Source organism: Mesorhizobium sp. 10J20-29, assembly GCF_054130485.1.
Map to the genome: position 1 here is coordinate 992,561 of NZ_CP199156.1, position 23,510 is coordinate 1,016,070.

At 64.8% G+C, this 23,510-nt stretch carries 24 protein-coding genes and 1 tRNA gene; 5 read left to right on the top strand and 20 right to left on the bottom strand.

Translation table 11 applies throughout. The annotated features are described in order from the left end of the window. Window positions 1-10 precede the first annotated feature (10 nt). Both ACT2BZ_RS04825 and lpdA read left to right on the top strand, forming a co-directional pair. Window positions 11-415, top strand: coding sequence for an MAPEG family protein (locus tag ACT2BZ_RS04825; RefSeq protein ID WP_457939711.1), 405 nt, complete (start codon window positions 11-13; stop codon window positions 413-415). A 62-nt stretch (window positions 416-477) separates the two neighbouring features. Beyond that, complete coding sequence (lpdA, locus tag ACT2BZ_RS04830) at window positions 478-1,884, top strand: dihydrolipoyl dehydrogenase (protein ID WP_457939712.1); 1,407 nt, start codon at window positions 478-480, stop codon at window positions 1,882-1,884. A 70-nt stretch (window positions 1,885-1,954) separates the two neighbouring features. On the opposite strand, the gene ACT2BZ_RS04835 is transcribed toward lpdA, so the two are convergent. The 9 genes from ACT2BZ_RS04835 to rsfS all read right to left on the bottom strand — a co-directional run bounded on the left by ACT2BZ_RS04835 (window position 1,955) and on the right by rsfS (window position 10,534). Then, window positions 1,955-2,416 carry a hypothetical protein gene (locus ACT2BZ_RS04835; protein WP_457939714.1) on the bottom strand — a complete coding sequence of 154 codons (462 nt, stop codon included), beginning with the start codon at window positions 2,414-2,416 and terminating at the stop codon, window positions 1,955-1,957. An 87-nt stretch (window positions 2,417-2,503) separates the two neighbouring features. Then, complete coding sequence (locus tag ACT2BZ_RS04840) at window positions 2,504-3,766, bottom strand: D-amino acid dehydrogenase (protein ID WP_457939715.1); 1,263 nt, start codon at window positions 3,764-3,766, stop codon at window positions 2,504-2,506. A 27-nt stretch (window positions 3,767-3,793) separates the two neighbouring features. Then, window positions 3,794-4,906, bottom strand: coding sequence for an alanine racemase (gene alr, locus ACT2BZ_RS04845; protein WP_457939717.1), 1,113 nt, complete (start codon window positions 4,904-4,906; stop codon window positions 3,794-3,796). An 87-nt stretch (window positions 4,907-4,993) separates the two neighbouring features. Further along, complete coding sequence (locus tag ACT2BZ_RS04850) at window positions 4,994-5,512, bottom strand: RNA pyrophosphohydrolase (protein ID WP_457939719.1); 519 nt, start codon at window positions 5,510-5,512, stop codon at window positions 4,994-4,996. 3 nt (window positions 5,513-5,515) lie between these two features. After that, window positions 5,516-6,694: a divergent polysaccharide deacetylase family protein gene (locus ACT2BZ_RS04855; protein ID WP_457939721.1), complete on the bottom strand. Its 1,179-nt coding sequence runs from the start codon at window positions 6,692-6,694 to the stop codon at window positions 5,516-5,518. A 128-nt stretch (window positions 6,695-6,822) separates the two neighbouring features. Beyond that, on the bottom strand, window positions 6,823-8,151 hold the full coding sequence (locus tag ACT2BZ_RS04860) for a S41 family peptidase (protein ID WP_457939722.1): 1,329 nt from the start codon (window positions 8,149-8,151) through the stop codon (window positions 6,823-6,825). Beyond that, window positions 8,141-9,457 (bottom strand): murein hydrolase activator EnvC family protein, encoded by a 1,317-nt coding sequence (locus ACT2BZ_RS04865; protein ID WP_457939723.1) that lies wholly within the window; start codon window positions 9,455-9,457, stop codon window positions 8,141-8,143. The genes ACT2BZ_RS04860 and ACT2BZ_RS04865 overlap by 11 nt, the downstream gene beginning before the upstream one ends. Before the next feature lie 180 nt (window positions 9,458-9,637). Continuing rightward, a complete protein-coding gene (rlmH, locus tag ACT2BZ_RS04870; RefSeq protein WP_457939724.1) occupies window positions 9,638-10,120 on the bottom strand; it encodes a 23S rRNA (pseudouridine(1915)-N(3))-methyltransferase RlmH in 483 nt (160 codons plus the stop codon). 36 nt (window positions 10,121-10,156) lie between these two features. Further along, complete coding sequence (gene rsfS / locus ACT2BZ_RS04875; RefSeq protein ID WP_457939725.1) at window positions 10,157-10,534, bottom strand: ribosome silencing factor; 378 nt, start codon at window positions 10,532-10,534, stop codon at window positions 10,157-10,159. Between the two features lie 237 nt (window positions 10,535-10,771). Between rsfS and ACT2BZ_RS04880 the strand changes: the two genes are divergently transcribed. Beyond that, window positions 10,772-11,626, top strand: coding sequence for a mechanosensitive ion channel family protein (locus tag ACT2BZ_RS04880; protein ID WP_457939727.1), 855 nt, complete (start codon window positions 10,772-10,774; stop codon window positions 11,624-11,626). Here the strand turns inward: ACT2BZ_RS04880 and ACT2BZ_RS04885 are convergent. The 5 genes from ACT2BZ_RS04885 to obgE all read right to left on the bottom strand — a co-directional run bounded on the left by ACT2BZ_RS04885 (window position 11,623) and on the right by obgE (window position 17,169). Beyond that, window positions 11,623-12,960, bottom strand: coding sequence for an MFS transporter (locus ACT2BZ_RS04885; protein ID WP_457939729.1), 1,338 nt, complete (start codon window positions 12,958-12,960; stop codon window positions 11,623-11,625). The two genes, ACT2BZ_RS04880 and ACT2BZ_RS04885, sit on opposite strands and share 4 nt — an antisense overlap. A 104-nt stretch (window positions 12,961-13,064) precedes the next feature. Beyond that, a complete protein-coding gene (locus tag ACT2BZ_RS04890) occupies window positions 13,065-13,649 on the bottom strand; it encodes a nicotinate-nucleotide adenylyltransferase (RefSeq protein WP_457941225.1) in 585 nt (194 codons plus the stop codon). 47 nt (window positions 13,650-13,696) lie between these two features. Further along, the gene (locus ACT2BZ_RS04895) at window positions 13,697-14,983 is read right to left on the bottom strand and encodes a glutamate-5-semialdehyde dehydrogenase (RefSeq protein WP_457939730.1); all 1,287 of its coding nucleotides are present in this window, start codon (window positions 14,981-14,983) and stop codon (window positions 13,697-13,699) included. 3 nt (window positions 14,984-14,986) lie between these two features. Beyond that, window positions 14,987-16,126, bottom strand: a complete 1,140-nt coding sequence (gene proB / locus ACT2BZ_RS04900; protein WP_457939732.1) for a glutamate 5-kinase — start codon at window positions 16,124-16,126, stop codon at window positions 14,987-14,989. 5 nt (window positions 16,127-16,131) lie between these two features. Next, a complete protein-coding gene (gene obgE / locus ACT2BZ_RS04905; protein WP_457939734.1) occupies window positions 16,132-17,169 on the bottom strand; it encodes a GTPase ObgE in 1,038 nt (345 codons plus the stop codon). A 117-nt stretch (window positions 17,170-17,286) separates the two neighbouring features. On the opposite strand from obgE, the gene ACT2BZ_RS04910 reads away from it, so the two are divergent. Next, a complete protein-coding gene (locus ACT2BZ_RS04910) occupies window positions 17,287-18,156 on the top strand; it encodes an endonuclease/exonuclease/phosphatase family protein (RefSeq protein ID WP_457939735.1) in 870 nt (289 codons plus the stop codon). Between the two features lie 25 nt (window positions 18,157-18,181). Here ACT2BZ_RS04910 and ACT2BZ_RS04915 read toward each other — a convergent pair whose 3' ends face one another. The 3 genes from ACT2BZ_RS04915 to ACT2BZ_RS04925 form a co-directional block, all read right to left on the bottom strand. Further along, window positions 18,182-18,760: a GNAT family N-acetyltransferase gene (locus tag ACT2BZ_RS04915; protein WP_457939737.1), complete on the bottom strand. Its 579-nt coding sequence runs from the start codon at window positions 18,758-18,760 to the stop codon at window positions 18,182-18,184. A 121-nt stretch (window positions 18,761-18,881) separates the two neighbouring features. Further along, entirely contained in the window at window positions 18,882-19,151 is a 270-nt protein-coding gene (gene rpmA, locus ACT2BZ_RS04920) for a 50S ribosomal protein L27 (protein WP_457939738.1), read from the bottom strand. Between the two features lie 80 nt (window positions 19,152-19,231). Then, window positions 19,232-19,882: a 50S ribosomal protein L21 gene (locus ACT2BZ_RS04925; protein ID WP_457939739.1), complete on the bottom strand. Its 651-nt coding sequence runs from the start codon at window positions 19,880-19,882 to the stop codon at window positions 19,232-19,234. Window positions 19,883-20,148: 266 nt separating this feature from the next. Between ACT2BZ_RS04925 and ACT2BZ_RS04930 the strand changes: the two genes are divergently transcribed. Continuing rightward, a tRNA-Ser gene (locus tag ACT2BZ_RS04930) sits at window positions 20,149-20,238 on the top strand. 287 nt (window positions 20,239-20,525) lie between these two features. Here ACT2BZ_RS04930 and ACT2BZ_RS04935 read toward each other — a convergent pair. From ACT2BZ_RS04935 to ACT2BZ_RS04945, 3 genes are all read right to left on the bottom strand, one after another. Next, the gene (locus tag ACT2BZ_RS04935) at window positions 20,526-20,786 is read right to left on the bottom strand and encodes a hypothetical protein (protein ID WP_457939740.1); all 261 of its coding nucleotides are present in this window, start codon (window positions 20,784-20,786) and stop codon (window positions 20,526-20,528) included. Between the two features lie 220 nt (window positions 20,787-21,006). Beyond that, window positions 21,007-22,281 carry a pilus assembly protein TadG-related protein gene (locus ACT2BZ_RS04940; RefSeq protein ID WP_457941226.1) on the bottom strand — a complete coding sequence of 425 codons (1,275 nt, stop codon included), beginning with the start codon at window positions 22,279-22,281 and terminating at the stop codon, window positions 21,007-21,009. Beyond that, on the bottom strand, window positions 22,259-23,464 hold the full coding sequence (locus tag ACT2BZ_RS04945; protein ID WP_457939741.1) for an EAL domain-containing response regulator: 1,206 nt from the start codon (window positions 23,462-23,464) through the stop codon (window positions 22,259-22,261). The genes ACT2BZ_RS04940 and ACT2BZ_RS04945 overlap by 23 nt, the downstream gene beginning before the upstream one ends. Window positions 23,465-23,510: the final 46 nt, after the last annotated feature.

A 23,510-nucleotide genomic window follows, 5' to 3' on the forward strand; every position in this document is an offset into this window, starting at 1 on the left:
GAGAAAAACCATGGAAGCCGTAGCCGCATCGACCGAAATCAGCGTGCTCGCATGGAGCGTCGTCCTTCTTCTCGCACAGATCGTCCTGCAGGCGAGCGTGCTCGGCGACCTGACGCCAGGCTACCTGTTCAGCCCGCGCGACGAGGAGCGCAAGACCAACAGCGTCCTGGCCGAGCGACTGAAGCGTGCCCTGCACAACCTGCTCGAGACCTACCCGGCCTTCATCGCGCTGGTGGTTGGATTGGTCGCCACCGGCAAGACCGGCGGCATGGCAGCGACCGGCGCACTCCTCTGGATCATCTGCCGCGTCATCTACGTGGTGCTCTACGCAGCGGGCGTTCCGGTCGCGCGGACGCTGATCTGGCTCGGCTCCATCATCGGCCTGGTGATGATGCTGATCCAGCTCATCTGGTGACGTGCGACCGGACTGGAACGACAATCAAGCCGCGCGCCGGCGAACACTATAGGAACAGATAAATGGCTTATGACGTCGTCATCATCGGAAGCGGACCGGGAGGCTATGTCTGCGCCATCAAGGCGGCGCAGCTCGGCCTGAAGACAGCGCTGGTCGAGAAGTGGCCGACGCTCGGCGGCACCTGCGTCAACATCGGCTGCATTCCGTCCAAGGCGCTGCTCTACGCCACCGAGATGTTTGCCGAGGCCGGGCATTCCTTCGAGGCGCTCGGCATCGACGTCGGCAAGCCCAAGTTCAACCTCAAGCAGATGATGGCCCATAAGGACCAGGTGGTCGGACAGAACACCAAGGGCCTCGACTTCCTGATGAAGAAGAACAAGATCGACGTGCTGCGTGGCACCGGCAAGGTCGTGGCGGCCGGCAAGGTGTCGGTGACCGGCGAGGACGGCAAGACGCACGACGTCGAGACGAAGAACATCGTCATCGCGACGGGCTCGGAGATTGCCGGCATTCCGGGCGTCAAGGTCGACATCGACGAGAAGGTGATCGTCTCGTCGACCGGCGCATTGACGCTCGACAAGGTGCCCGGCCATCTCGTCGTGGTGGGCGGCGGCGTCATCGGGCTCGAGCTCGGCTCCGTCTGGGCCCGGCTCGGCGCCAAGGTAACCGTCGTGGAATATCTCGACAGCATTCTCGGCGGCATGGACGCCGAAGTGGCGAAGCAGTTCCAGCGCATGCTCGCCAAGCAGGGTTTCGAGATCAAGACGGGGTCGAAGGTTACCGCCGTGGCGAAAGCCAAGAAGGGGGCTTCGGTCACCTTCGAGCCGGTCAAGGGCGGCGATGCGGAGACGATCGAGGCGGATGTCGTGCTGGTCGCGACGGGCCGCAAGCCCTACACCGAGGGTCTGGGCCTCGAGGCGGCCGGCGTCGAACTCGACGACCGCGGCAGGGTCAAGGTGGACGGCCACCTGCGGACCAATGTCGAGGGCATCTATGCCATCGGCGACGTGATCGCCGGGCCTATGCTGGCGCACAAGGCGGAGGACGAGGGCGTCGCCGCGGCCGAGATCATTGCCGGCCAGGCCGGCCACGTGAACTATGATGTCATTCCGAGCGTCGTTTACACGGCTCCGGAAGTCGCATCGGTCGGCAAGACCGAGGAAGAGCTTGGCAAGGCCGGCATCGAATACAAGGTCGGCAAGTTCCCCTTCACGGCGAACGCCCGGGCCCGCGCGACGCTGCACACGGACGGCTTCGTCAAGATCCTCGCCGACAAGACCACCGATCGCGTCCTGGGTGCGCATATCGTCGGTTTCGGCGCCGGCGAGATGATCCACGAGGCGGCAGTACTGATGGAATTCGGCGGTTCGTCGGAAGATCTCGCGCGCACCTGCCACGCGCATCCGACGATGTCGGAGGCCGTCAAGGAAGCCGCGCTGGCGACCTTCTTCAAGGCGATCCATATCTGACCGGCACACCGGTCTATCTCACAAAAGAAAACGGCCCGCTTGCGCGGGCCGTTTCGTCCGGAAGGACGTCTTACTGGGCCGGAGCGGGCTCTGCAGGCGCAGGAGCCGTGCTGTCGGCAGGCGCTTCCGGAGCGGTAGCATCCGGGGCAGGCGCGGTGGTGTCAGCCGGCGCCTCGGGGGCCGTGGCCTCCGGCTCTGCCGGGGCTGCTGGCTCGACGGTGTCGGCCGGCGCTGCGGGCGCCTCGGCTGCCGGTGCCGGCTCAGTGGTGACTGCGGGGGCCGGAGCCTCCACCACGCCCTCATCCGAGGCCGGCGCGAATACGAAATAGGCGACAACGGCAAGGACGATGACCACGGCGGCGATAATCACGCTGCTGCCGCCGCTGCGCGTCTCGACGCGGTTCACGACGCCAGGGCGGTCGTAGTTCGCGGCGGTACGCGGCTCTCCCGTTACCGGGTCGATGCTGGGCCGGGCCGCGGGATCAAGCGGGTCTTCGGATCTCGGATCCGGTATGCGGGCAGGATTGGCCATTGGAGGTTCTCCGTCTGTTGAACTGCCCCCACAACGCGCTACCGAGAAATAGGTTTCAAATTGTCGTGAAGGCCATGACGTGCGGGGTCACCCGTAGCGCGCCATGGAGAGCTCGCTTGCGTCGATGTCGGGTTCCCTGCCCGACATGATGTCGGCCAGGACGCGCGCCGAGCCGCAGGCCATGGTCCAGCCGAGCGTGCCGTGGCCGGTATTGAGGAAAAGGTTGGTGTAACGCTTCGACGGGCCGATGATGGGCGGTCCATCCGGCGTCATCGGCCTCAGGCCGCACCAGAAGCTCGACCGGGCGAGGTCGCCGCCGTCGGGAAACAGGTCGCTGACCGAGTGCTCAAGCGTCGCGCGCCGCGATTCGTGCAGCGCCAGGTCGTATCCGGAGATTTCGGCCGTGCCGCCCACCCTGATGCGGTCGCCGAGGCGGGTGATGGCAACCTTGTAGGTCTCGTCCATGATCGTCGAGACAGGCGCAGCCGCCGCGTCGGTGACAGGCAGCGTGATGGAATAGCCCTTCACCGGATAGACCGGGATCGGCACGCCGCGCTTGCGCATCCAGTGCGCCGAATAGGAGCCAAGCGCCACGACATAGGCGTCGGCCGAGACCGCCATTCCCGCGACCTTGACCCCTCCGACCCTGTCCCTGTCGCTGCTGCGCAGCAAGGGGCCGGTCTCGACGCCGAACTGGAACGTGACGCCGCGCTCAATGCAGATCTTCGTCAGCCTTTCGGTGAACAGCTTGCAGTCGCCGGTCTCGTCGCCGGGCAGCCGCAAGCCGCCGGCGATCTTGCCCGAAACGCGCGCCAGCGCCGGCTCCGCGCCCGCGCAGCCAGCCGCATCGAGCAGTTCGAAGGGAACGCCGAACTGCTTCAGCACCTCGATGTCCTTGCCGGTTCCGTCGAGCTGCTGCTGGGTGCGGAAGAGCTGCAGCGTGCCCTGGCTGCGCTCGTCGTAGCTGATGCCGGTCGCCTCGCGCAGCGCCCGCAGGCTGTCGCGGCTGTACTCGGCGAGCGGGACCATGCGCGCCTTGTTGACGGCATAGCGGGAGGCCGTGCAGTTGCGCAGCATCTTGAACAGCCACACCCACATGGCGCGGTCCATCTTGGGCCGAACCACCAGCGGGCCATGCCGCATCAGCAGCCATTTGACCGCCTTGAGCGGGATGCCGGGCCCGGCCCAGGGCGAGGAATAGCCGGGCGAGATCTCGCCGGCATTGGCAAAGCTGGTTTCCAGCGCCGGCCCCGCCTGGCGATCGAGCACCATGACATCGTGCCCGGCCTCATTGAGGTAGTAGGCTGTGGTGACACCGATGACACCGGCGCCCAAAACGATAACCTTCATTGCCGCCAACCCTCACGCGCCCGGAACTCAGGCCCCTTGGTAGCGCCGATTGAAGCGGCGACCAAGCCCGGTGAGAATCTCGTAGCCGATCGTCCCGGCGCGCGCGGCAATGTCGTCGATGTCCTGCCCGGCGCCGATAAGCTCGACCAGGTCGCCTGGCTTCAGCCGGCCCCGCGGCAGGGCCGAGATGTCGATGACGATGCTGTCCATCGAGACGCGGCCGGCGAACGGCAGTTCGACGCCATCGCACCAGGCGCTTGCCGCCACATGGCGCGGCCAGCCGTCGGCATAGCCAAGCGCGATCGTCGCCACCTCGAGCGGCGCCGAGGCCCGGAATGTATGGGCGTAGCCGACGCCGGCCCCCGGCTCGAGGCTGCGGGTCTGGATGACCTTGGCCTGAAGCGTGACCGCCGGCAGCATCGGGTTGGGATGGCCCGGCGTCGGGTTGATGCCGTAGAGCGCGGCCCCCGGCCTTACCAGATCGCCGTGAAAGGCCTCGCCGATAAAGATGCCGGACGAATTGGCGAGCGAGCCAGGTGCCGGCGGCAGCAGTGCCGTCAGCTCGGCGAAGGCTCGCCGCTGGCTCTCGTTGGCCGGATCTTCCGGCGTGTCGGCGCAGGCGAGATGGCTGATGACGGCCCGCAGTTCGAGACCGTCGAGAGCATTTGCGACGGCAACATCACCCACTTCGCCACGCGACATGCCGAGGCGGGACATGCCGCTGTCGACCTGGATGATTACCGGCAGCTTTCGGCCCAAACGGCCGGCAGTCTCCCGCCAGGCCGCAAGCTGCGCAAGACTGTTGGCCACCGCGACGAGGCCTGCGGCGGCCGAGCGATCCTCCCCGCCGGGGTGGATGCCGTTGAGGACAACGATCTCGGGCTCGGGTCCCAGCGCCTCGCGCAGCGCGATGCCTTCGCTGCCATGGGCGACGAAGAAGGTCCGGCATCCCTCCTTGCGCAGCGCCTTCGCCACCTCGATGGCGCCCAGCCCATAGCCGTCGGCCTTGACCACGGCAGCACAGGCAGCGCGCGCGAGTCGGGCGCGCAAGCGCCGGTAGTTCTCGCGGATGGCGGCAAGGTCGATGGTGAGGATTGCGCCGGCCAGATCGAAATCCGCCCGGCCGGAAAGGTCATGCATACCGGCTTCTCGTCCAATCGGGACAGGACCATCAGTAGGCCGGGAAGGCTTTGACCGCAACTCCAGCGCGCAGGCGGCAGGGCGCCGCTAGGGCGCGAGGTGCCGGAAGGCTGCGATCACCTGCTCGTAGACGTGCCGCTTGAAGGGCACCACCAGCTCGGTCAGTTCATCCATGCCGCGCCAGTCCCACCGATCGAATTCGGGCTGGTGGCCGCCAGGCGGCGGATTGATATGAATCTCGCTTTCGTCGCCCTCGAAGCGGAAGGCGAACCATTTCTGACGCTGCCCGCGGTACTTTCCCTTCCATACCGTCCCGACGAGCTCGCGCGGCAGATCGTAGTTGATCCAGTCCACCGTCTCGCCGATCAGGGAGACGGAGCGCATGCCGGTTTCCTCGTAGAGTTCACGCCGCGCAGCCTCCAGCGGATCCTCACCCTTGTCGATACCGCCCTGCGGCATCTGCCACAGTCGCGCTGAGCCTGCCATCTCGCCGTCGGGTTCGGCGATGCGGTGTCCGACCCAGACTCTGCCGCTTGGATTGAGCACTGTGAGGCCTACGCAGAGACGGTAGGGCAGCGTTTCCGGATCGACATGCTTTCCGCTCAAGGCTCATCCTTTCTCGGGGTCGATCGCCACGGCCGAAACCGGGACGATCTCGATGCCACGCTTCTTGGCCTCGGCCACCCATGAGGTCACGGCCTCCACCGTGACGTCGAAGGCCGAACCGGAGCCGAGCGCAAAGCCCTTGGCGCGGGCGGTCGCCTCGAGCTGGTCGAGCTTCTTCAGGATCGCGCCGCGGTCCTGTTCGACGTCGATGATACCGTCGCCGGACGCGAAGGGAACGCCGTTCTTCATCGCCAGTTCCGGCGCAACGCTGCGCGCCGTCGAGCCGTCGTCGAGATAGAGCAGCCCGCGCCTTCCAAGTTCCGCCATGACCGGGGACATCGCTGTCGGGTCGGCGACGAAACGTGCGCCCATGTAGTTCATGATGCCGGTGTAGTTGGTCGTGCGGGAAAGCGTCCAGTGCAGGTTGTCGATGTTTTCTTCCGCGCTGGCGTCGACGGTCAGCGTGTTGCGGCCCGGATTGACGTTCGGATAGTCGAAGGGCTCCAGCGGCGCCTGCATCAGGATTTCATGGCCCTTCTGGCGGCCGGCCTGCATCCAGCGGCCTATGCTGTTGCCCTGCGGTGCAAAGGCCAGGGTGACCTCGGCGGGCAGCCTGGAGATTGCCTCCTGGGTGCCCGTCTGAGACAGGCCGAGACCCCCGATGACGATGGCCACGCGCGCGCCGCGGGTGCCCGACCACGGCCGCGCGTAGACATCGACCGGCCGTCGGCCGTCCGCCGCCCTGATTGGCAGCGGGCCCATCTCGCTTTCCTCGATCAGCGCCCTGTCGGGCAGGTGGGCGACGCGCAGGTCCTGCCCGACCGCCGACGGGTCGCGGATGATGATGACGCCGCTGCCCTTGCCGGCATCGGCCGGGTCGACATGAATGATCGAGGGACCGCCGGAGCGGGCTGCGGGCTTGGCTGCTGGCTCTGCCTTGGCAACTTCCGGCGCGCTCTCGGGAGCGGGAGCCCCGGTGATCTCCGGCGTCGAACTGGCGCTGGCGGCAGGGTTGCGGAACGGTGCGTCCCGCAGCGCGATGGCGGCCGATGCGGCCACGACGCACAAGGCAGCGAAGCCGACCAGCAGGCTGCGACCCGACACGGCCAGGCGTGACCCTGCCCGTCCGGACGGCGTCTTCCGGCCGAGCGGCCTTTCGAGTTCCCGTGCTCCCTGCGTCAAGCTTGGTCCCGCCGTCTGGAGTGTCCGTGAATCAAACTGCCGGAACCTTTCGGTCCCGGCAGCGACGCATTACTCAATCGTACTCGGCGACATTCCGGGGGTCGTCCTTCCGGACCTCCCCGGACGCCCTACTGGTTGTTCATGACCGCCTTGTCGGGGTTCGGCGGAAAGGCCGGGTCGGTCTTCTCGCCACGCAGCAGTTCGAGCGCATAGGCGAGCTGAACGTCGTCCTTGGGATCCGGCGGCACATAGGCTGCCGAGCCCGAACCTTCATCGCTCTCCTCGACGCCCTTGATGTGGCCCTTCAGGTCGGACTCGCCTCGCGACACGTCACGGCCGGCGAGGTCCTCGGGAAGCGGCTGTTCGACCTTGATGTCGGGCGAGATGCCCTTGCCCTGGATCGACTTGCCGGCAGGCGTGTAATAGAGCGCCGTCGTCAACCGCAGCGCGCCGTTCTCCGACAGCGGGATGATGGTCTGGACCGATCCCTTGCCGAAGGAGCGCGTGCCGACGACGGTGGCGCGGCGATGGTCCTGCAGGGCGCCCGCAACGATCTCCGAGGCACTTGCCGAACCGCCGTTGACCAGAACGATCAGCGGCTTGCCGTCGATGTCGTCGCCCGGACGGGAATCGAAGCGCGAAATGTCCTTGGGGTCACGGCCGCGCGTCGAGACGATCTCGCCGCGGTCGAGGAAGGCATCCGAAACGCTGACCGCCTGGTCGAGCAGGCCACCCGGATTGAGGCGCAGGTCGAGCACGTAGCCCTTCAGCTTGTCATCCGGCACCTCGGACTTGATCTTTTCGATCGCGTTCTCGAGGTCGTCGTAGGTCTTCTCGGTGAACGAGGTGATCTTCATGTAGCCGACGTCGTTCTCGACGCGGAACTTGACCGCCTTCACCTTGATGATGTCGCGCACGATGGTGATCTCGAGCGGCTTGTCGGCACCTTCGCGCAGGATGGTCAGCTTGATCGGCGTGTTGACGAGCCCGCGCATCTTCTCGACGGCGTCGTTCAGCGTCAGGCCGCGAACCTCCTCGCCATCGATCTCGGCGATGTAGTCGCCCGCGCGAACGCCGGCCTTCGCAGCCGGAGTATCGTCGATCGGCGTGATGACCTTGACCAGTTCGTTCTCCATCGTGACCTCGATGCCGAGGCCGCCGAATTCGCCCTTGGTCTGGACCCGCATGTCCTTGGCGGCTTCCGGGTTCATGTAGGACGAGTGGGGGTCAAGCGATGTCAGCATGCCGTTGATGGCATTCTCGACCAGCGACTTCTCGTCGGGCGGCGTCACGTACTGGGCGCGCACACGCTCGAAGATGTCGCCGAAAATGGCGAGCTGCTTGTAGGTCTCTGACCCTGCCGCGTTGGCCGTCGAGCTGGGCGATCCGTAGACCAGGCTCATGGCCGAGGCGCCCATCAGGGCACCCGCAAACAGAAGCGACAATTTACGTACCATTTCCGGTCCTTCCAGAATGACGGTCCGCCCACCACGGGGCCGGATCGACGGGTTTTCCATCCTTGCGGAACTCTACATAGAGTTCCGGCGCGGCATTTCCGGGGGGCTGCGCAGAGACGCTTGCGACCCTCGATTCCCCCATCGCGCCTACCGGCTCACCCGCCAACACGGATTGGCCCGGCGCGACACTGATTCTGCTCATCCCGGCCAGTACGACATGATAGCCATCGCCAGCGTTCAGGATCAAGAGTTGACCATATGAACGGAACGGCCCCGCATAGAGAACACTCCCGTCGGACGGTGCGGTGACGATGGCGGTGGATTGTGTCGCAACCATGTCACCGAGCATCACGCCGCCGTTACCATCGGGTGCCCCGAATCGGCGGCTGAGCTTGCCCGTGACCGGCAGCGCGACTTGCCCCTTGAGCGCCGCAAAAGGCGCCGATTCGGCGAGCCTGTTGGCTTCCGGGACAGGTATGGCGGCGAGTTCGGAGTTGCGCTTTTCCTTCTTTTCGCGGGCAACGCGCGCCTTCTCCGCTTCCTTCTGCTGCTTTTCCAGCGAGGCGATCAGGTCCTTGAGGCTCTTGGCCTTGTCGGCAAGCTCCTCGGAACGCTGTCGCTCGGCGCCAAGCGCCTCTTCCTGTTCGCTCTGAAGGCGCTGCTTTTCGGCGACGAGCAGGTCGAGCCGGCGCTTTTCGGCCAGCTGTTCGCTGAACGCGGAAGACAATCGCTGCCGCTCGGCCTCGATGGAGGCAGCGACGCGCGACAGTTCGGCGAGGTCGATCAGCAGGATCTGGGTCTGTTCGCGCAGTTCCGGCACCACCGCGCCGAGCAGGATGGCGCTGCGCACGGAGGCGAGTGCGTCATCCGGCTTCACCAGGATGGCTGGCGGCGGATTGAGGCCCATGCGCTGCAGCGCGCCGAGCACTTCCGCAAGCACGCCGCGGCGCCCGGCCAGCGAGCGCTTCACGTCGGCTTCCTGCAGTTTCAGCGCCTCGACGCGATCGGTGATGTCCTCGATGTCCTGGGAGAGCTTTCGCTCGGTCTTGGCCGACTGGATCAGCGCCGCGGTGATCGTCGCCTGGTCCTTCTTGATGGTCGCGATCTCGGCACTGAGTGAGGCGATGCGCTCCGCCGACAGGCTTATCTGCTGCGATACCCGCTCATATTCGGCGAGCGGCAGGTCCGGGCCGGCAACGGAGGCCGTTTCCTCGGCATTGCCGGCGAAGGCGCCGGCAGCCAGCAGGGCCGCGGCCAGCATGCTGCCCCGGATCGCGCCGCCAAACCTTGCTGTCACCGCTGCCATCGAAACGATTCTGCAATCCCTGCTCTGGGCCCGATCCTGGCGAACCGTGCCCTGCCTCCACTACAAACATCCGAGTCTATCGTCGGCTGATTAACGAGCCATAAACCATAATGCCGGGATCGCCTCATGGTGCGGCGCATAACGGGCCAATGGGTCGAAATTCGGTCGCGCGGTCGCGCGTCATGCGCGGTGGTAGGGGTGGCCGGAGAGAATCGTTGCCGTGCGGTAGAGCTGTTCCCCGAGCATGATGCGCACCATCTGGTGCGGCCATGTCTGCGCACCGAATGACAGCACCAGTTCGGCACTTTCGCGCAGGCTGGCGTCGTGGCCGTCCGGACCGCCGATGGCGATCGTCAGGCCACGGCATCCGCCATCGCGCAGATCGGCGATGCGTTGCGAAAAGTCCTCGGAGGAGATGTTTCGGCCGCGCTCGTCGAGCAGGAAGAGCGCGGATCCGGGGGCAATCTGTGCCCGCAGCCGCTCGGATTCGTCGGCACGACGCTGTGCGGCGGACTGCGCGCGGCTTTCGGGAAGTTCCGAAATGCCGGCAAATTCCAGTCCGATCGCCGGTCCGCTCTTCGAAAAACGCCCGAAATAGCGGTCCGCAAGCTCCTTGTCGGGGCCGGCTTTCATCCGACCCACGGCATGTACTGACACCTTCATCGTCGCCCCTCCGGCTCGGCCCGCGGGGCGTACCGGCTAATGCAGTGTTTCTTCCTCGAGGTCCGGAGCCTGCCACATCTTTTCGAGATTGTAGAACTCGCGGATTTCGGGGCGGAACACGTGCACGATGACGTCTCCAGAATCGATCAGCACCCAATCGGCGCCTGACAGGCCCTCGACACGGACCTGTCCGATCCCGGCATCCTTCAGCGCCTTGAGGAGCTGATCGGCGACCGCAGCGACATGACGGTGCGACCGGCCCGACGCGACGACCATGTAGTCGCCGAGGCTCGATTTTCCCTGGATGTCGATGGAGACAATATTCTCTGCCTTGGAGTCTTCGAGACTGGCAAGGACAGTTTTGATGGCGCGAGACGCGGTATCGTTTCCGCTGATCCCGGCCGGCGAAGGCATGATATCGGCCTTCTTCCGCAGTGCTGTTCTCAGTGTCTTTCCTTTCGAAAGAGGAACAACCAAATCACCTGCCAAATCAGGTGACACACCATAGATAGGCAGAGTCCCGTTGCAGTTTCAAGACATTGAGGTCGCCGGCGTGCGGTTCCTTAGCCCCTCCCGGTAGTCTAGGGTCGCCAAATCCGGAACCCTGCGGCCCTGCACGGGTTTCCGACACTGCGAAACAATGGAAGAAAAATGGATCTGGACCCAACAACCGCCTTGACCACACTTCAGGTCGGCCTTGCCGAACTAAGCTCGCTGATCGTCTCCTATGCCTTCTCCGCCGTCGGGGCCGTGCTGCTGCTGATCGTCGGCTATGTCGCCGCCGGCATCGCCAAGCGCTCCGTCTATTCGGGGCTTGGCCAGATCAACGGCTTCGACGAGACCCTGCGCGGCTTCTTCGCCAAGCTCGCGCGCTATGCCGTCCTCGTGCTGGTCATCGTGATGGTGCTCGGCCAGTTCGGCGTGCAGACCGCCTCGATCATTGCCGCCATCGGCGCCATCGGCCTGGCCATCGGCCTGGCCTTGCAGGGAACGCTGCAGAACATTGCGGCCGGGATCATGCTGCTGGCGCTCAGGCCCTTGCGTGTCGGCGAATATGTCGAGGCTGGCGGAGTTTCCGGCACGATCGAGGAAATCGGGCTGTTCGCCACCCGGCTGAAGGCGCTCGACGGCCTATATGTGCTCGCGCCCAATTCGACGCTGTGGAACGTGCCGGTGATCAACTATTCCCGCAACGCGCTGCGCCGCAACGACCTGACCATCGGCATCGGCTACAGTGACGACATCGACCTGGCGCAGAAGGTGATGCTCGACCTCGCACAGGGCGAAGCACGCATCCTGGGCGAGCCGGAGCCGACGACCTTTGTCTCCGAACTCGGTGACAGCGCGGTGAGCGTCACGCTCCGCTACTGGACGTCCACGTCCGACTTCTTCGCCACCAAGCTCGACATGACCAAGGCAGCGAAGCTCGGCTTCGACCGCGTGGGCATCTCGATCCCCTTCCCGCAGCAGGAGATCTCCTACCGCGACCTCACCAAGGCAAGCTAGCGCGGCTCCGCGCCGGCGCCCTGCTGCTGCGCTTCGTCCTCGCCCGCGAAGGCGAGGTCGACCGGCGGCGGCGCCTGCGCCGACATCGGCGCGAAGGTGCCTGTCTCTTCCGTCGGAACCGCTTCGTTCTGCATCAGGCGCCAGATGACGAACAGGAAGTAGGCGATGGCGATGAGGATCGCCACGTAGATGAAGGACTGGGTGCCGTAGAGCGCGGTGAGAAGGGTGCCGAGGCCGGGAATGACGAAGCCGGACAGCGACCAGGCAAAGAGCATCGAACTCGACAGCGCCACCAGGTCCCCCTTGCCGGCCCGGTCGTTGGCATGCGCGCTGGCCAGCGAGTAGATCGATTCCGACGTGCCGCTCCACACCACATAGATGGCGATGACGACGATGAGCGCGCTGCCGTCGAACCGGCCGGCGGCGATGCCGGCGAGCGCCACAAGTAGCGAGGCCGCGACCAGCACGTAGCGGCGGTCGGTGCGGTCCGATATCCAGCCGAACGGGATCTGGAAGAGCAGCGTGCCGAGGGGCATGGCAAAGAGCAGGGTTGCAACTTCCTGCTGCGAATATCCCTTGGCTGTCGCGTGGATCGGCGCGAAGCCGGCGATCATCATCGACAGCCCGCCGACCGCGAGCATGCCGGCAACGCCGACCGGCGAGATGCGCCAGGCGCGGCCGAGCGACACGGTGGCGCCTTCCGGCGCCGGCGGCTGGGCCAGCCGCGACATGCCGACCGGCAGGATGGACAGCGCGGTAAAGACGATGCCGACGAGCGGCGCCTCGGCCGTGGCGATGTCGACAAAACCGAGCAGCGCTGAGCCGCAGCCCAGCCCGATGACATAGCTGACATAGAAGACCGCCATGACCCGGCCACGGATCGCGTTCTCCACGGCGTCGTTCAGCCAGCTTTGGGCCACGATGAAGAGTGCGCAGATGGCGAAGCCGTAGAGCGCCCGTGCCGCAACCCAGAGCAGCGGGTAAGTGCCGGCGCCGACCGCGGCGTTGGAGAGCACGATGAGCGCCGACAGGATCATGAAGCTGCGCGCATGGCCGACGCGCCGCACCAGCGGACCGGTGAGCAGGCAGCCGGCAATGCCGCCGGCCGAAAGGCCGGTGAGAATGCCGCCGGCCCAGGTCGGCGGGAATCCCTCCGCGCCGAGCCGCACGGGAATGTAGGCGAACATCAGGCCGTTGCCGACGGCGATCAGCGCCATCGACACCAGCACCGAGGCGATAGCGATGGCCGGCGTGGCGGGAGGCGGCAATGTCAGCGATGACTGCGATGCGCCCGCACCGGTTTCGCTATCTGGCTCTTCGTGCGCAATCGTCATACCGCAAGGTGCGCTGCCCAAGGCCGAGACAAGGCTGCAAATGCGACATCGCCGAACAGGCTAACGCCTGAACCTCGGCTTTGTCGCGCGTGGATCAACGGGCGCTAGAGGCCTGCCGCCCGCATGGCCGTCGACGACAGCGACGAGCGCGGGCCGTGGATGAAGGTCCAGGCCGGCGCCTTCATGCGCGCCAGAAGCGGCGCATCGCCTTCGTCCACCCGCGCATAGCCGAAGGTCTTGGTGACCGGCGACGACAGGAAGGACAGCGTTGCACCGGGTCGGTCGATCACGGCGATCGGGAAGGTCATGAAAATCTTGCGCCAGCGCTGCCAGCGGTGGAAGTCGCGCAGATTGTCGGCGCCCATGATCCAGACGAAATCGACGCCGGGGTTCCTGGCGCGCACGAGTTCCAGCGTGTCGGCGGTGTAGCGGACATTGTGGGCCGCCTCGAAGGCCGTGATCTTGACCCTGGGGTCTTTCATCATGGCCTCGGAACGCTCGATCCGCCTGGCGAGCGGCGCGAGTTCGCGTGCGCTCTTCAACGGATTGCCCGGCGTCACCATCCACCAGAGCTGGTCGAGCGCCAGCCGCCGCATGGCGATCTCGGCGACCAGTGCGTGGCCGGCATGCGGCGGGTTGAAGGAGCCACCGAACAGGCCGACGGCCTGCCCCTTCTCGACATAGGGCATCTTCAAATGGCGCTGCCCGACGCCCGGATAAAGCGTCGAAAGATCGGTCAAGGCCGGATCTGGCCGCTGCCGCGCACGCGGTACTTGAAGGAGGTCAGCTGTTCGACGCCGACCGGCCCGCGCGCATGCATCTTGCCGGTGGCGATGCCGATTTCGGCGCCCATGCCGAACTCGCCGCCATCGGCGAACTGCGTCGAGGCATTGGCGAGCAGGATGGCCGAGTCGATCTCGTTGAAGAAGCGCTCGATGGCCTTCTCGTCCTCCGCGACGATCGCCTCCGTGTGGTGGGAGGAGTAGGTCTCGATGTGCTCGATGGCTTCGGAGATTCCGTCTACAAGCGCAACCGCGATGATGGCGTCGAGATATTCCGTCGTCCAGTCGGCGTCGGTTGCAAGCACGGCCGACGGATAGGCGGTGACGATTTCGGCGGTGCAGTGAAGCTCGCAGCCCGCCTTGCGCAGGGCATCGAGAATCGGCACGAGGTGCGTCGGGGCGACGGCCCGGTCGATGAGAAGGGTCTCGGCCGCGCCGCAGATGCCGGTGCGCCGCATCTTGGCGTTGACCGCGATCTTCACCGCCATGTCGAGATCAGCCGAACGGTCGACATAGAGGTGGCAGATGCCTTCGAGATGCGCGAAGACCGGCACGCGCGCCTCCGACTGCACCCGCTCGACAAGGCTCTTGCCGCCGCGCGGAATGATGACGTCGAGATTGCCGGACAGGCCCGCCAGCATTTCGCCGACGGCGGCGCGGTCGGTGGTCGGTACCAGCTGGATGGCGTCCTCGGGCAGGCCGGCAGCCTTCAGCCCCTCGACAAGGCAGGCATGGATCGCGCCGGAGGAATTGAGCGAATCCGAACCGCCGCGCAGGATCACTGGATTGCCCGCCTTGAGGCAGAGTGCCCCGGCGTCGGCCGTGACGTTCGGCCGGCTCTCATAGATCACGCCGATGACACCGAGCGGCGTGCGCACGCGTTCGATGGCGAGCCCGTTGGGCCGCGTCCACTGGGCGATGACCTCGCCGACCGGGTCGGCAAGATCTGCGATCTCGCGAATGCCCGTTGCCATGGCGGCGATGCGCCCGGGTGTCAGCTTCAGCCGGTCCATCATGGCCGGCGACAGGCCGGACTCCTCGCCATTGGCGACGTCGATGGCGTTGGCCTCGAGAATGGTCTTTTCATTGCGCAGCACGGCATCGGCCATGGCGATCAGCGCGGCGTTCTTTCGCTCCGTGCCAGCAATGGCGAGCGGCCGCGCCGCAGCCTTGGCACGCCGTCCGATGCCGGCCATCAGCGTGGCCGTATCCCCGCGGGACTGTTCATGCGTGGTCAGCATGGTTCATCCTTCCGCTTTCTCGTCCTCGCCGACCCGACTGACCACGAGGTCGTCGCGGTGGACCATGGCCGAGCGTGCCTCGTAGCCGAGTACCGCCGAAATCTCGGCGGTCTTCAGTCCGGCAATCCTTACGGCATCGGCCGCATCGTAGGCAACCAGCCCGCGGGCGATCTCGCGCCCCTCGGGCGACAGGATGGCCACCGTGTCGCCGCGCGAAAACGCGCCGCTGACCAGCCTGACACCTGCCGGCAACAGCGACTTGCCCGACATCAGCGCGCCGACCGCGCCGGCATCGACGGTTAGCCGCCCGGCCGGTTCAAGCTGGCCGGCGATCCAGGTCTTGTATCCCTTGACCGGGTTGCTGCTCGGCTGGAACAGCGTGTGTCGTTCGCCACGTTCGATCGCGGCCAGCGGGTTGTCGCGCGCGCCGAGCGCGATGATCATGGCGGCACCGGAGGCCGTGGCGATCTTGCCGGCGTCGAGCTTGGTGCGCATGCCGCCGCGGGACAGTTCGGACGCCGCCGCGCCGGCCATCGCCTCGATGTCGGGCGTGATCCGCTCGACCAGCGGGATGAAGCGGGCAGCGGGGTCATGCGCCGGCGGCGCCGTGTAGAGCCCGTCGATGTCGGACAGCAGGACGAGAAGGTCGGCCCCCATCATCGTCGCCACCCGGGCGGCGAGCCGGTCGTTGTCGCCGTAGCGGATTTCCGTTGTCGCCACCGTGTCGTTCTCGTTGATGATCGGCACGGCTTTCATCTTGAGCAGCGTCGAGATGGTGGCGCGGGCATTGAGGTAGCGCCGGCGTTCTTCCGTGTCGCCCAGCGTCAGGAGGATCTGGCCCGATTTGAGCCCCCTGGCGGCGAGCGCTTCCGACCAGGCGCCAGCCAGTGCGATCTGGCCGACCGCTGCAGCCGCCTGGCTCTCCTCGAGCTTCAGCGTCTTGCCACCGAGACCGAGGATGGTGCGACCGAGCGCGATGGCGCCCGAGGAGACGACGAGGATTTCCGCGCCGCGCGAGGAAAGAGTCGCAACGTCTTCCGCCAGCGAGGCCAGCCAGCTGCGCTTCAGCCCCGTTGCCCGGTCGACGAGCAGCGCCGAGCCGATCTTGACGGTGATGCGCCGGTATTTCTGCAGCGACGACATGGCTGTCAGTCCTGCCAGCGGGACTCGGCCGGCGCACCTTCGGCCACAGCGTCGCGTGCCTGCTGGACTTCCTCGATCAGCGCGCGCAGCACCGCCTCGACGCCGTCGCCGGAGACCGCCGACAGCATCAGCGGCGCCTTGCCGGCGGCCCGCTTCAGCGCCGCTGCCTTCTTCTTGGCCGCGGCCGCGTCCAGCGTGTCGACCTTGCTCAGCGCGACGATTTCCGGCTTCTCTGCCAGACCGTGCCCATAGGCCGCGAGTTCTGCCCGAACCGTCTTGTAGGCCGCGGCGGGGTTTTCGTCTTCGGCCGACACGAGATGCAGCAGGACGCGGGTGCGCTCGACATGGCCGAGGAAGCGGTCGCCGATACCGACGCCCTCATGCGCGCCCTCGATGAGACCCGGAATGTCGGCGATGACGAATTCACGGCCATCGATGCGCGCGACGCCGAGCCCCGGATGCAGCGTCGTGAAGGGATAGTCGGCGATCTTGGGCTTGGCCGCCGTGACGGCGGCAAGGAAGGTCGACTTGCCGGCATTGGGCAGCCCGACGAGACCGGCATCGGCGATCAGCTTGAGGCGCAGCCAGATGGTCTTTTCCTCGGCCGGCTGGCCGGGATTGGCGCGGCGCGGCGCCTGGTTGGTCGAGGTCTTGAAGCGCTGGTTGCCGAAGCCGCCATTGCCGCCGGTCAGCAGCCTGAAGCGGTCGCCCACTTCCGTCAGGTCGCAGATCAGCGACTCGTTGTCGTCCTCATAGACCTGGGTGCCGGCCGGCACCTTGAGCGTCACGTCGCCCCCCTTGGCGCCGGTCATGTTGCGGCCCATGCCATGCACGCCCGTCTTGGCCTTGAAGTGCTGCTGGTAGCGATAGTCGATCAGCGTGTTAAGGCCGTCGACCGCCTCCACCCAGACATCGCCGCCGCGGCCGCCGTCGCCACCGTCCGGCCCACCGAACTCGATGAACTTTTCGCGCCGGAACGACACCGCGCCGGCACCGCCGGCGCCGGATCGGATATAGACTTTCGCCTGGTCGAGAAATTTCATCTAAGGGACATCAATCTGCTTGTATGGAAATTTGCTGGCCCTGCTCTATCGCAAAGCCGGCCTGAGGGCGAGAGCCGGGCGCGCCGAATTGGACGGCGCCCGGCTACGGGAGAAGAGATGAGACTTGTTACCTACAATATCCAGTACGGCATCGGCCTCGACGGCCAGTTCGATCTTGCGCGTATTGCCGACGCGGTGCGCGGCGCCGACCTGATTGCGCTGCAGGAGGTCTCGCGCAACAACCCGTCCAATGGCGGCATCGACATGGTGGCCGGGCTCCGTGACCTGCTGCCCGACTATTTTCACGCCTATGGCGCGCCCTTCGAGGTCGACATGGGCTCTGCCGTCGAGAACGGCAGGGCCGTGACCCGCAGCTTCCAGTTCGGCAACATGGTGCTGTCGAAGACGCCGATCCTCGCGTCGCGCAACCTGCTCCTGCCGCGCCGGCGCAGCTACACTTCGCTCAACCTGCAGCGCAGCGCGCTTGAGGCGATGGTGGCCTCGCCCTTCGGGCCGCTGCGCGCCTATTCGGTGCATCTCGACCATACCAGCCCCGACGAACGCGTGGCGCAGATAAGGCATCTCCTGGAGCGAGCCGCCGGCTATCCGCTGGAGGGCGGCGCCGTGACTGGCGTTGCCGATCTCGGCTTTCCCGAGCCGCCGCACCCGGAAGCCTTCGTGCTGCTTGGCGACTTCAACATGCGGCCCGGCTCGCCGGAGTACCATGCCGTGACCGGCACGCCCGACGACGAGTTCGGCCTGACGCCGCGCGCCGGCCGGCCGGCCGATGCCGCGACCCTGGTCGAGGGCCGGGCGAAGGACCGCGTCACCTGGATCGACCCGAAGCGCCAGGACGACCCGGCGCGCCGCAAGTGCCTCGACTATGCCTTCGTCGAGGCGGGCCTTGCCGCGCGCGTCAAGGATGTCTGGGTCGACCATGCTGCCAAGGGCTCCGATCATCTGCCGGTCTGGCTCGAGCTGGCGTGACGGCCATCGACCGTCACGCCCGCCGCTACCAGCTCCTGAGGCTGTGCCAGGTCTTGCGGTCGAGGCGGTAGCGCTCGACCGGCACCTGGCCCACGACCAGCGAGTTCATCATGCCCTGCCCGGCATACTGGAAGCCGCATTTGTGGAGCACGCGGCGCGACGCCGGGTTGATGACCCGCGCCGAGGCATGCAGCACCGCAATGCCGGTCGAGCGGAAGGCCAGGTCGACCAGCGCATGCGCGGCCTCCGTCGCGTAGCCGCGCTTCCAGTAGGGTTCGCCGATCCAGTAGCCGAGTTCCAGCCCGCGCTCCTTTGCGTTGAGCGCCGCGCAGCCGACGAAGGTGCCGGTGCCCGCGAGCGTCAGCGCATAGCTGGCGCCCGGCCGCTTGAGCCCGTTCATGGCAAGGAATGTGCGCGCCTCCGCCTCGCCATAGGGATGCGGCATGCGCGCCAGCATCTGCGCGACGTGGCGGTTGTCGGCGAGCATCACCAGCTGCGGGATGTCGCTTTCGCGCGGTGCCCTCAGCACCAGCCGCTGCGTGGCCAGTGTCGGGCACTCGATTCTCAGACTTTCGTCGTCGCTGTCATCCGATTCGGCAACCATGAAATTTTCCTCCAGAAACGAAAAAGGGGCGATGGTTTACCCATCTCCCCTGATCCTTTTCCGGCTGGCTGCCGGACACCGGTTCCCGAGATGGGGCGCCGGTGTTGAAGTGCGGAACCGGCTACTCCGCTGCGTCTGCCATCGGATTTACCGATACGTAGGTACGGCCATTGGCTTTCTTGCGGAACGCGACTGCGCCGGCTTCCAGCGCAAAAAGGGTGTGATCCTTGCCAATGCCGACATTGACACCGGGGTGCCAGGTCGTGCCGCGTTGACGCGCAATAATGTTGCCCGGAATCACGGCTTCGCCGCCGAACTTCTTGATGCCGAGGCGCTTGGATTCGGAATCGCGACCGTTGCGCGAAGAACCGCCAGCTTTCTTATGTGCCATCTGTTGCTCCTTTGCGTCCCTGGGGACGCCTCAATGCCTTATGCGCGCTCAGGCGCGCCGTTTCAAGTCCGCGCCGGCGACTACTTCGCCAGAGCCTTGGCCTGCTCGCGCCAGTCGCCGATCTGGTCTGCGCTGAACGGCATGGCCTCGTCGATCTTCGCAATGTCGGCGTCCGTGAAGGCCGCGATCTGCGCGAAGGTCGTGATGCCCTGCTCCTTGAGCTGGCCGGCGGCGACCGGGCCGATGCCCTTGATCGTCGTCAGGTCGTCGGGCTCGCCCGCCGGAGCGGTGAACAGCGAGGCTGCCTGCGGTGCAGCGTCGGCCTTGGCTGCCTTTGCCTTCTTGGCCGGAGCTGCGTCCTTCTCGGCAGCCGGGGCGGCTTCCTTCTTGGCAGCGGGCTTCTTGGAAGCCTTGGCACCGGCGAGCAGGATCTCGGCGATGCGCACGGTGGTCTCGTGCTGGCGATGGCCGTGCTTGCGGCGCGAATTCTGGCGGCGGCGCTTCTTGAAGGCGATGACGGTCTTGGCGCGGCCCTGCAGCACCACTTCCGCCGACACCGTGGCGCCTTCGACGAAGGGCACGCCGAACGTCACGTCGTCGCCTTCGCCATGCGCGAGCACCTGGCCGATTTCGATGAAGTCGCCGACTTCGCCGGCCACCTTCTCGATCTTCAATACGTCATTGGCGACAACGCGATACTGCTTGCCGCCCGTTTTGATGACTGCGAACATTTTTATGCCTTTCGCTGTTCGGTCGGCCTGGTTTCGCGCGGGGCGATCCGGCCGTCTTTTTGTCAGTCTGCGGGGTTCAAAGTACAAACGGCGCGGAGAGGCCCCACGCCGGATGCGCGCTGTCCCTAGCCGAAGCCGGTTTTCGAGTCAAGGCAATGCCGACGATAGGCTTGCGGGCCTGTCGTATTTCGCCGCGAAAGGCACTTGTATCTCTGTGGCGCAGAAGTTATCTAGTGCCCGCCTTGCAAGGGGCAGATCACGACCGCGGAGAGGTGGCAGAGTGGTCGAATGTACCGCACTCGAAATGCGGCGTGGGTGCAAGCCCACCGTGGGTTCGAATCCCACCCTCTCCGCCACACGCCAAATGAAATCAATGACTTATGCGATGCGAGCGACCCTCTGCTCGCGGATGCCATAACCATTTATCCTATTGCGTCCGGCTCATAAACTAGCTTCAAGGCCCATTTTTTTCGTCATCGGAGGCACCAACGCGTGTTCTACCGGACTACCTGCCCCTGTCACGAAACATGCCTACACGCCCATCCTCCGCAAGCGCCACGCCTGATACCTAGCCACTGAGTCGTGGGCTCATGGGTCTGAGAGTTGACGGACCAGTAGGCTCCCAGAATGACCGCTCCGCGCCTCATATCGGATATGGAGATCTGCTTTCCCGTTCGCTGAAAGCAGACATTGACGGGGCGATCACCTGGAAATCCGTCGCACTGCCCAGTTGGGCAGTGGCGGCCAAACCGGTTCGGGTGAATTCGATCGCCGCACGAGCCCGCAGGGCCGATGCCTGTTCGTCAAAGATCTTCTGGCAACCCAGGGGGTTCGAGCTTCCGAAGCTGTGTCTCGAAGCCAGCTTCTGGTCCAGCGTCGACGTTGTCGCGTACCCGATCAGCATTGTCTCTCCCGTCCGTTCGGGTCGGTGGCTGTACACTGATTTGGTCCAAAGTACAGGCGATGTTGTGGACGGGATCGGCCAGGTCGATCGGACCGTGCCACTTGGCCACACACAGCCCACGGCGCCAAGTTGGTTGCAGAAGCGGCGTGACACATCGCTACGGATGTAACAGACCAGTGTCAGCACTCGCCATGCAAAACACGCTCGACAACTGAGCCGCCTAGCGTGCCAGGCGTAGGGTGCCTCCGGTCGGCCCCAAACCAAACGGCACTGGGACTGTGGTGCTGTCGTAGTCAGTGTTGAGAACCAGATTTGGATTGGAAAGCAGCCTAAGCTTCTTGACGACGATGGCCGTGTAGGCGGATTCTTCCGCCACATTGTTGGTGGCATTGATCGTCAGGTCGCCGTTCGACAAATAAATTGTGCCTATGAGATTGCGTGTATAGTCGCTTGAAATAACAAAATTCTGGAATGCCGACTTTCTGTCCTGAAACACAAGAAGGCCTGCCATCGAACCTTTGGTCGGGGCTTTGAGGTCGACGCGGGCGTTCTTGGTGAACTCAAATCGGGCATTCTTGCCGGTGAAGTAGAGCCCGACACCACCGAGGCCATCGACAGTTGCATTGTCCGCCACGATCAAGGGCCCATCCTTGAACGTGTGTATTCCGGGGGCGAAGATGGCTTTCGTATAGCCTTTGATTGTCAGGCCACCGCAATGCGTCCCAGCCTCGACCACCATCACGGGCAGGCCTTCAAGGATCTTTCCTATGCTGAGCAAAGGGCAGCTGCCGGTAGTGGGCGCCGGTCGATCGAGCAGCGGGTCCTGAACAACAGGACAATCCGTCAATGGTGTCTTGCTGTAGTTTCGCGGTGCTCCCTCGTAGCCGCCTGCACTGCAGGCAAGGGAGGCAGTCAGCGACGAATTCTCCAGCAATTGAAGGCCATCCGGGTTGGTAGAATTGGAGTAGACCGCACAGTTGGATGCCGAAATCCTGGCACTATTTGTCAGACTGACTGTACCGACCGAAGCAGTGTCAATGCCGATCACACAGACATTCGTGCTGCCGCTGTACTGTGCCGCCGCCGTTACGCGTATCTGCGGTGAATGCTTGAAATAGCCTGCGACAAAATAGCCGTAGTGGTCCTGCTCGATCGTGACCGAGACCTTGCGGTGGTTCGTATCGACCTCGACGGCGGCTTCATAAACCACTGTGTCGGTCGTCCTGGTGGCGAGATTTGCGCTGATGAAATTGTCGGCGACCGCCTGTGCTGTCTTTGTCGACCACCCTTCGAGACCCGCTTCCCGAGCCGCTGCCAGCACAGCGCCGTCCGCAATCTTCTGCAGTCGCTTATGATGGCTGTCATAAATGTTGAAATCGATCACCGCCCCGGCGATCCCCAGCAATACCGGAAACGCAAACACGCCGAGCACCACGAAGTTACCGCGTTCGCAACTGACGAATTTTGCCAGACTACGCCCTAAACGCTTGAACATCGCCGTCAACCACAGGGCAGGTTCTTGTGCTTTCTAGCCCGAGAATGCGTCGCTGGGCCTGCGCAGCAGGGAGGGGTCTCGACAGAAGAAACCCCTGGACCATCTCGATGCCACACTTCTTCACCATTTCGAGCTCGAGTTCCGTCTCGACGCCCTCGGCGACAACGACCATATCTAGGTCCCTGGCCATGGCGATGGCGTTGTCCATGAAGAGCTTGGCGTGCTTCTCGCTTGCCGCAGAGTTCACGATAGAACGATCGATCTTCAGCTCATTGAACGGGCACAGGCGCAACAATTCATAGTTCGAACCACCGGTACCGTAATCGTCGAGTGACAGTTGATAGCCTGACATTCTCAATCGGGTCAGAAGCTCGATGATCCTGCCAAGGTTCGCCGGCAGTGTCACTTCCGTCAATTCCAGGCAGATGTGATGCTCCGGAATCCCGCTTTGATGAACTAGTGCAGTAAGCTCCGGTATGACTCGGGGGTCCTCGATCACACGTGCATCGAAGTTGATGGATACGCGTCCATCGGATCCAGCGGCGCGCCAGACGGCCATGTCTTCAAGAACCTTGCGTATGATTTCCAGCGATACCGTGACTAACTGGTTGTGCGTTTCGATGTTGGAGAACAGAAGGTCTGGGCCATGTAACGTCCCGTCTGGTGTTGCAATCCGGATGAGCGCTTCAAGGCCGACAATCGCTCTTGTATCGGCGTCAAATTGCGGTTGGTAAAAGGGTATGAGGGTTGAACCAGAGAGATCGTAACCCTCATGCGACTTCCGTTGCCTGGCGGAAGGTCGGACGTCCTTGCCGCATTGCTCCAGGACATTGATCAGCGCAGGCATTTGAATTGGCTTCTTCAGCGCGCCAATGACCCGTACTCCAAGGATTTCTCCCATTCGTTGAGCTGAACGGATCACAGCGCCGGTTTCGCCACTGGAAATGATCACCTGACCGGTGAAGGCTGCGCTGGCAATCTCGCGCAAGAATGCCAGCCCGTCAAAACCGGGCATGTTCAGGTCGAGGATTACAACGTCGATAGCCTCTCCCGCACGGGCAATCGCCTGCGCGCCTAGCTCACCATTACTGGCAACCGCGGCGACCTCATGGCCTAGCGACTGCAGCATGGCTTCTCCAACGGCCAGGAAGACCGGATCGTCGTCGATCAGAAGACACTTCATATTCAAAACTCACCCTAGATCAGAGCAATAGCCCAGAACTCGGAAC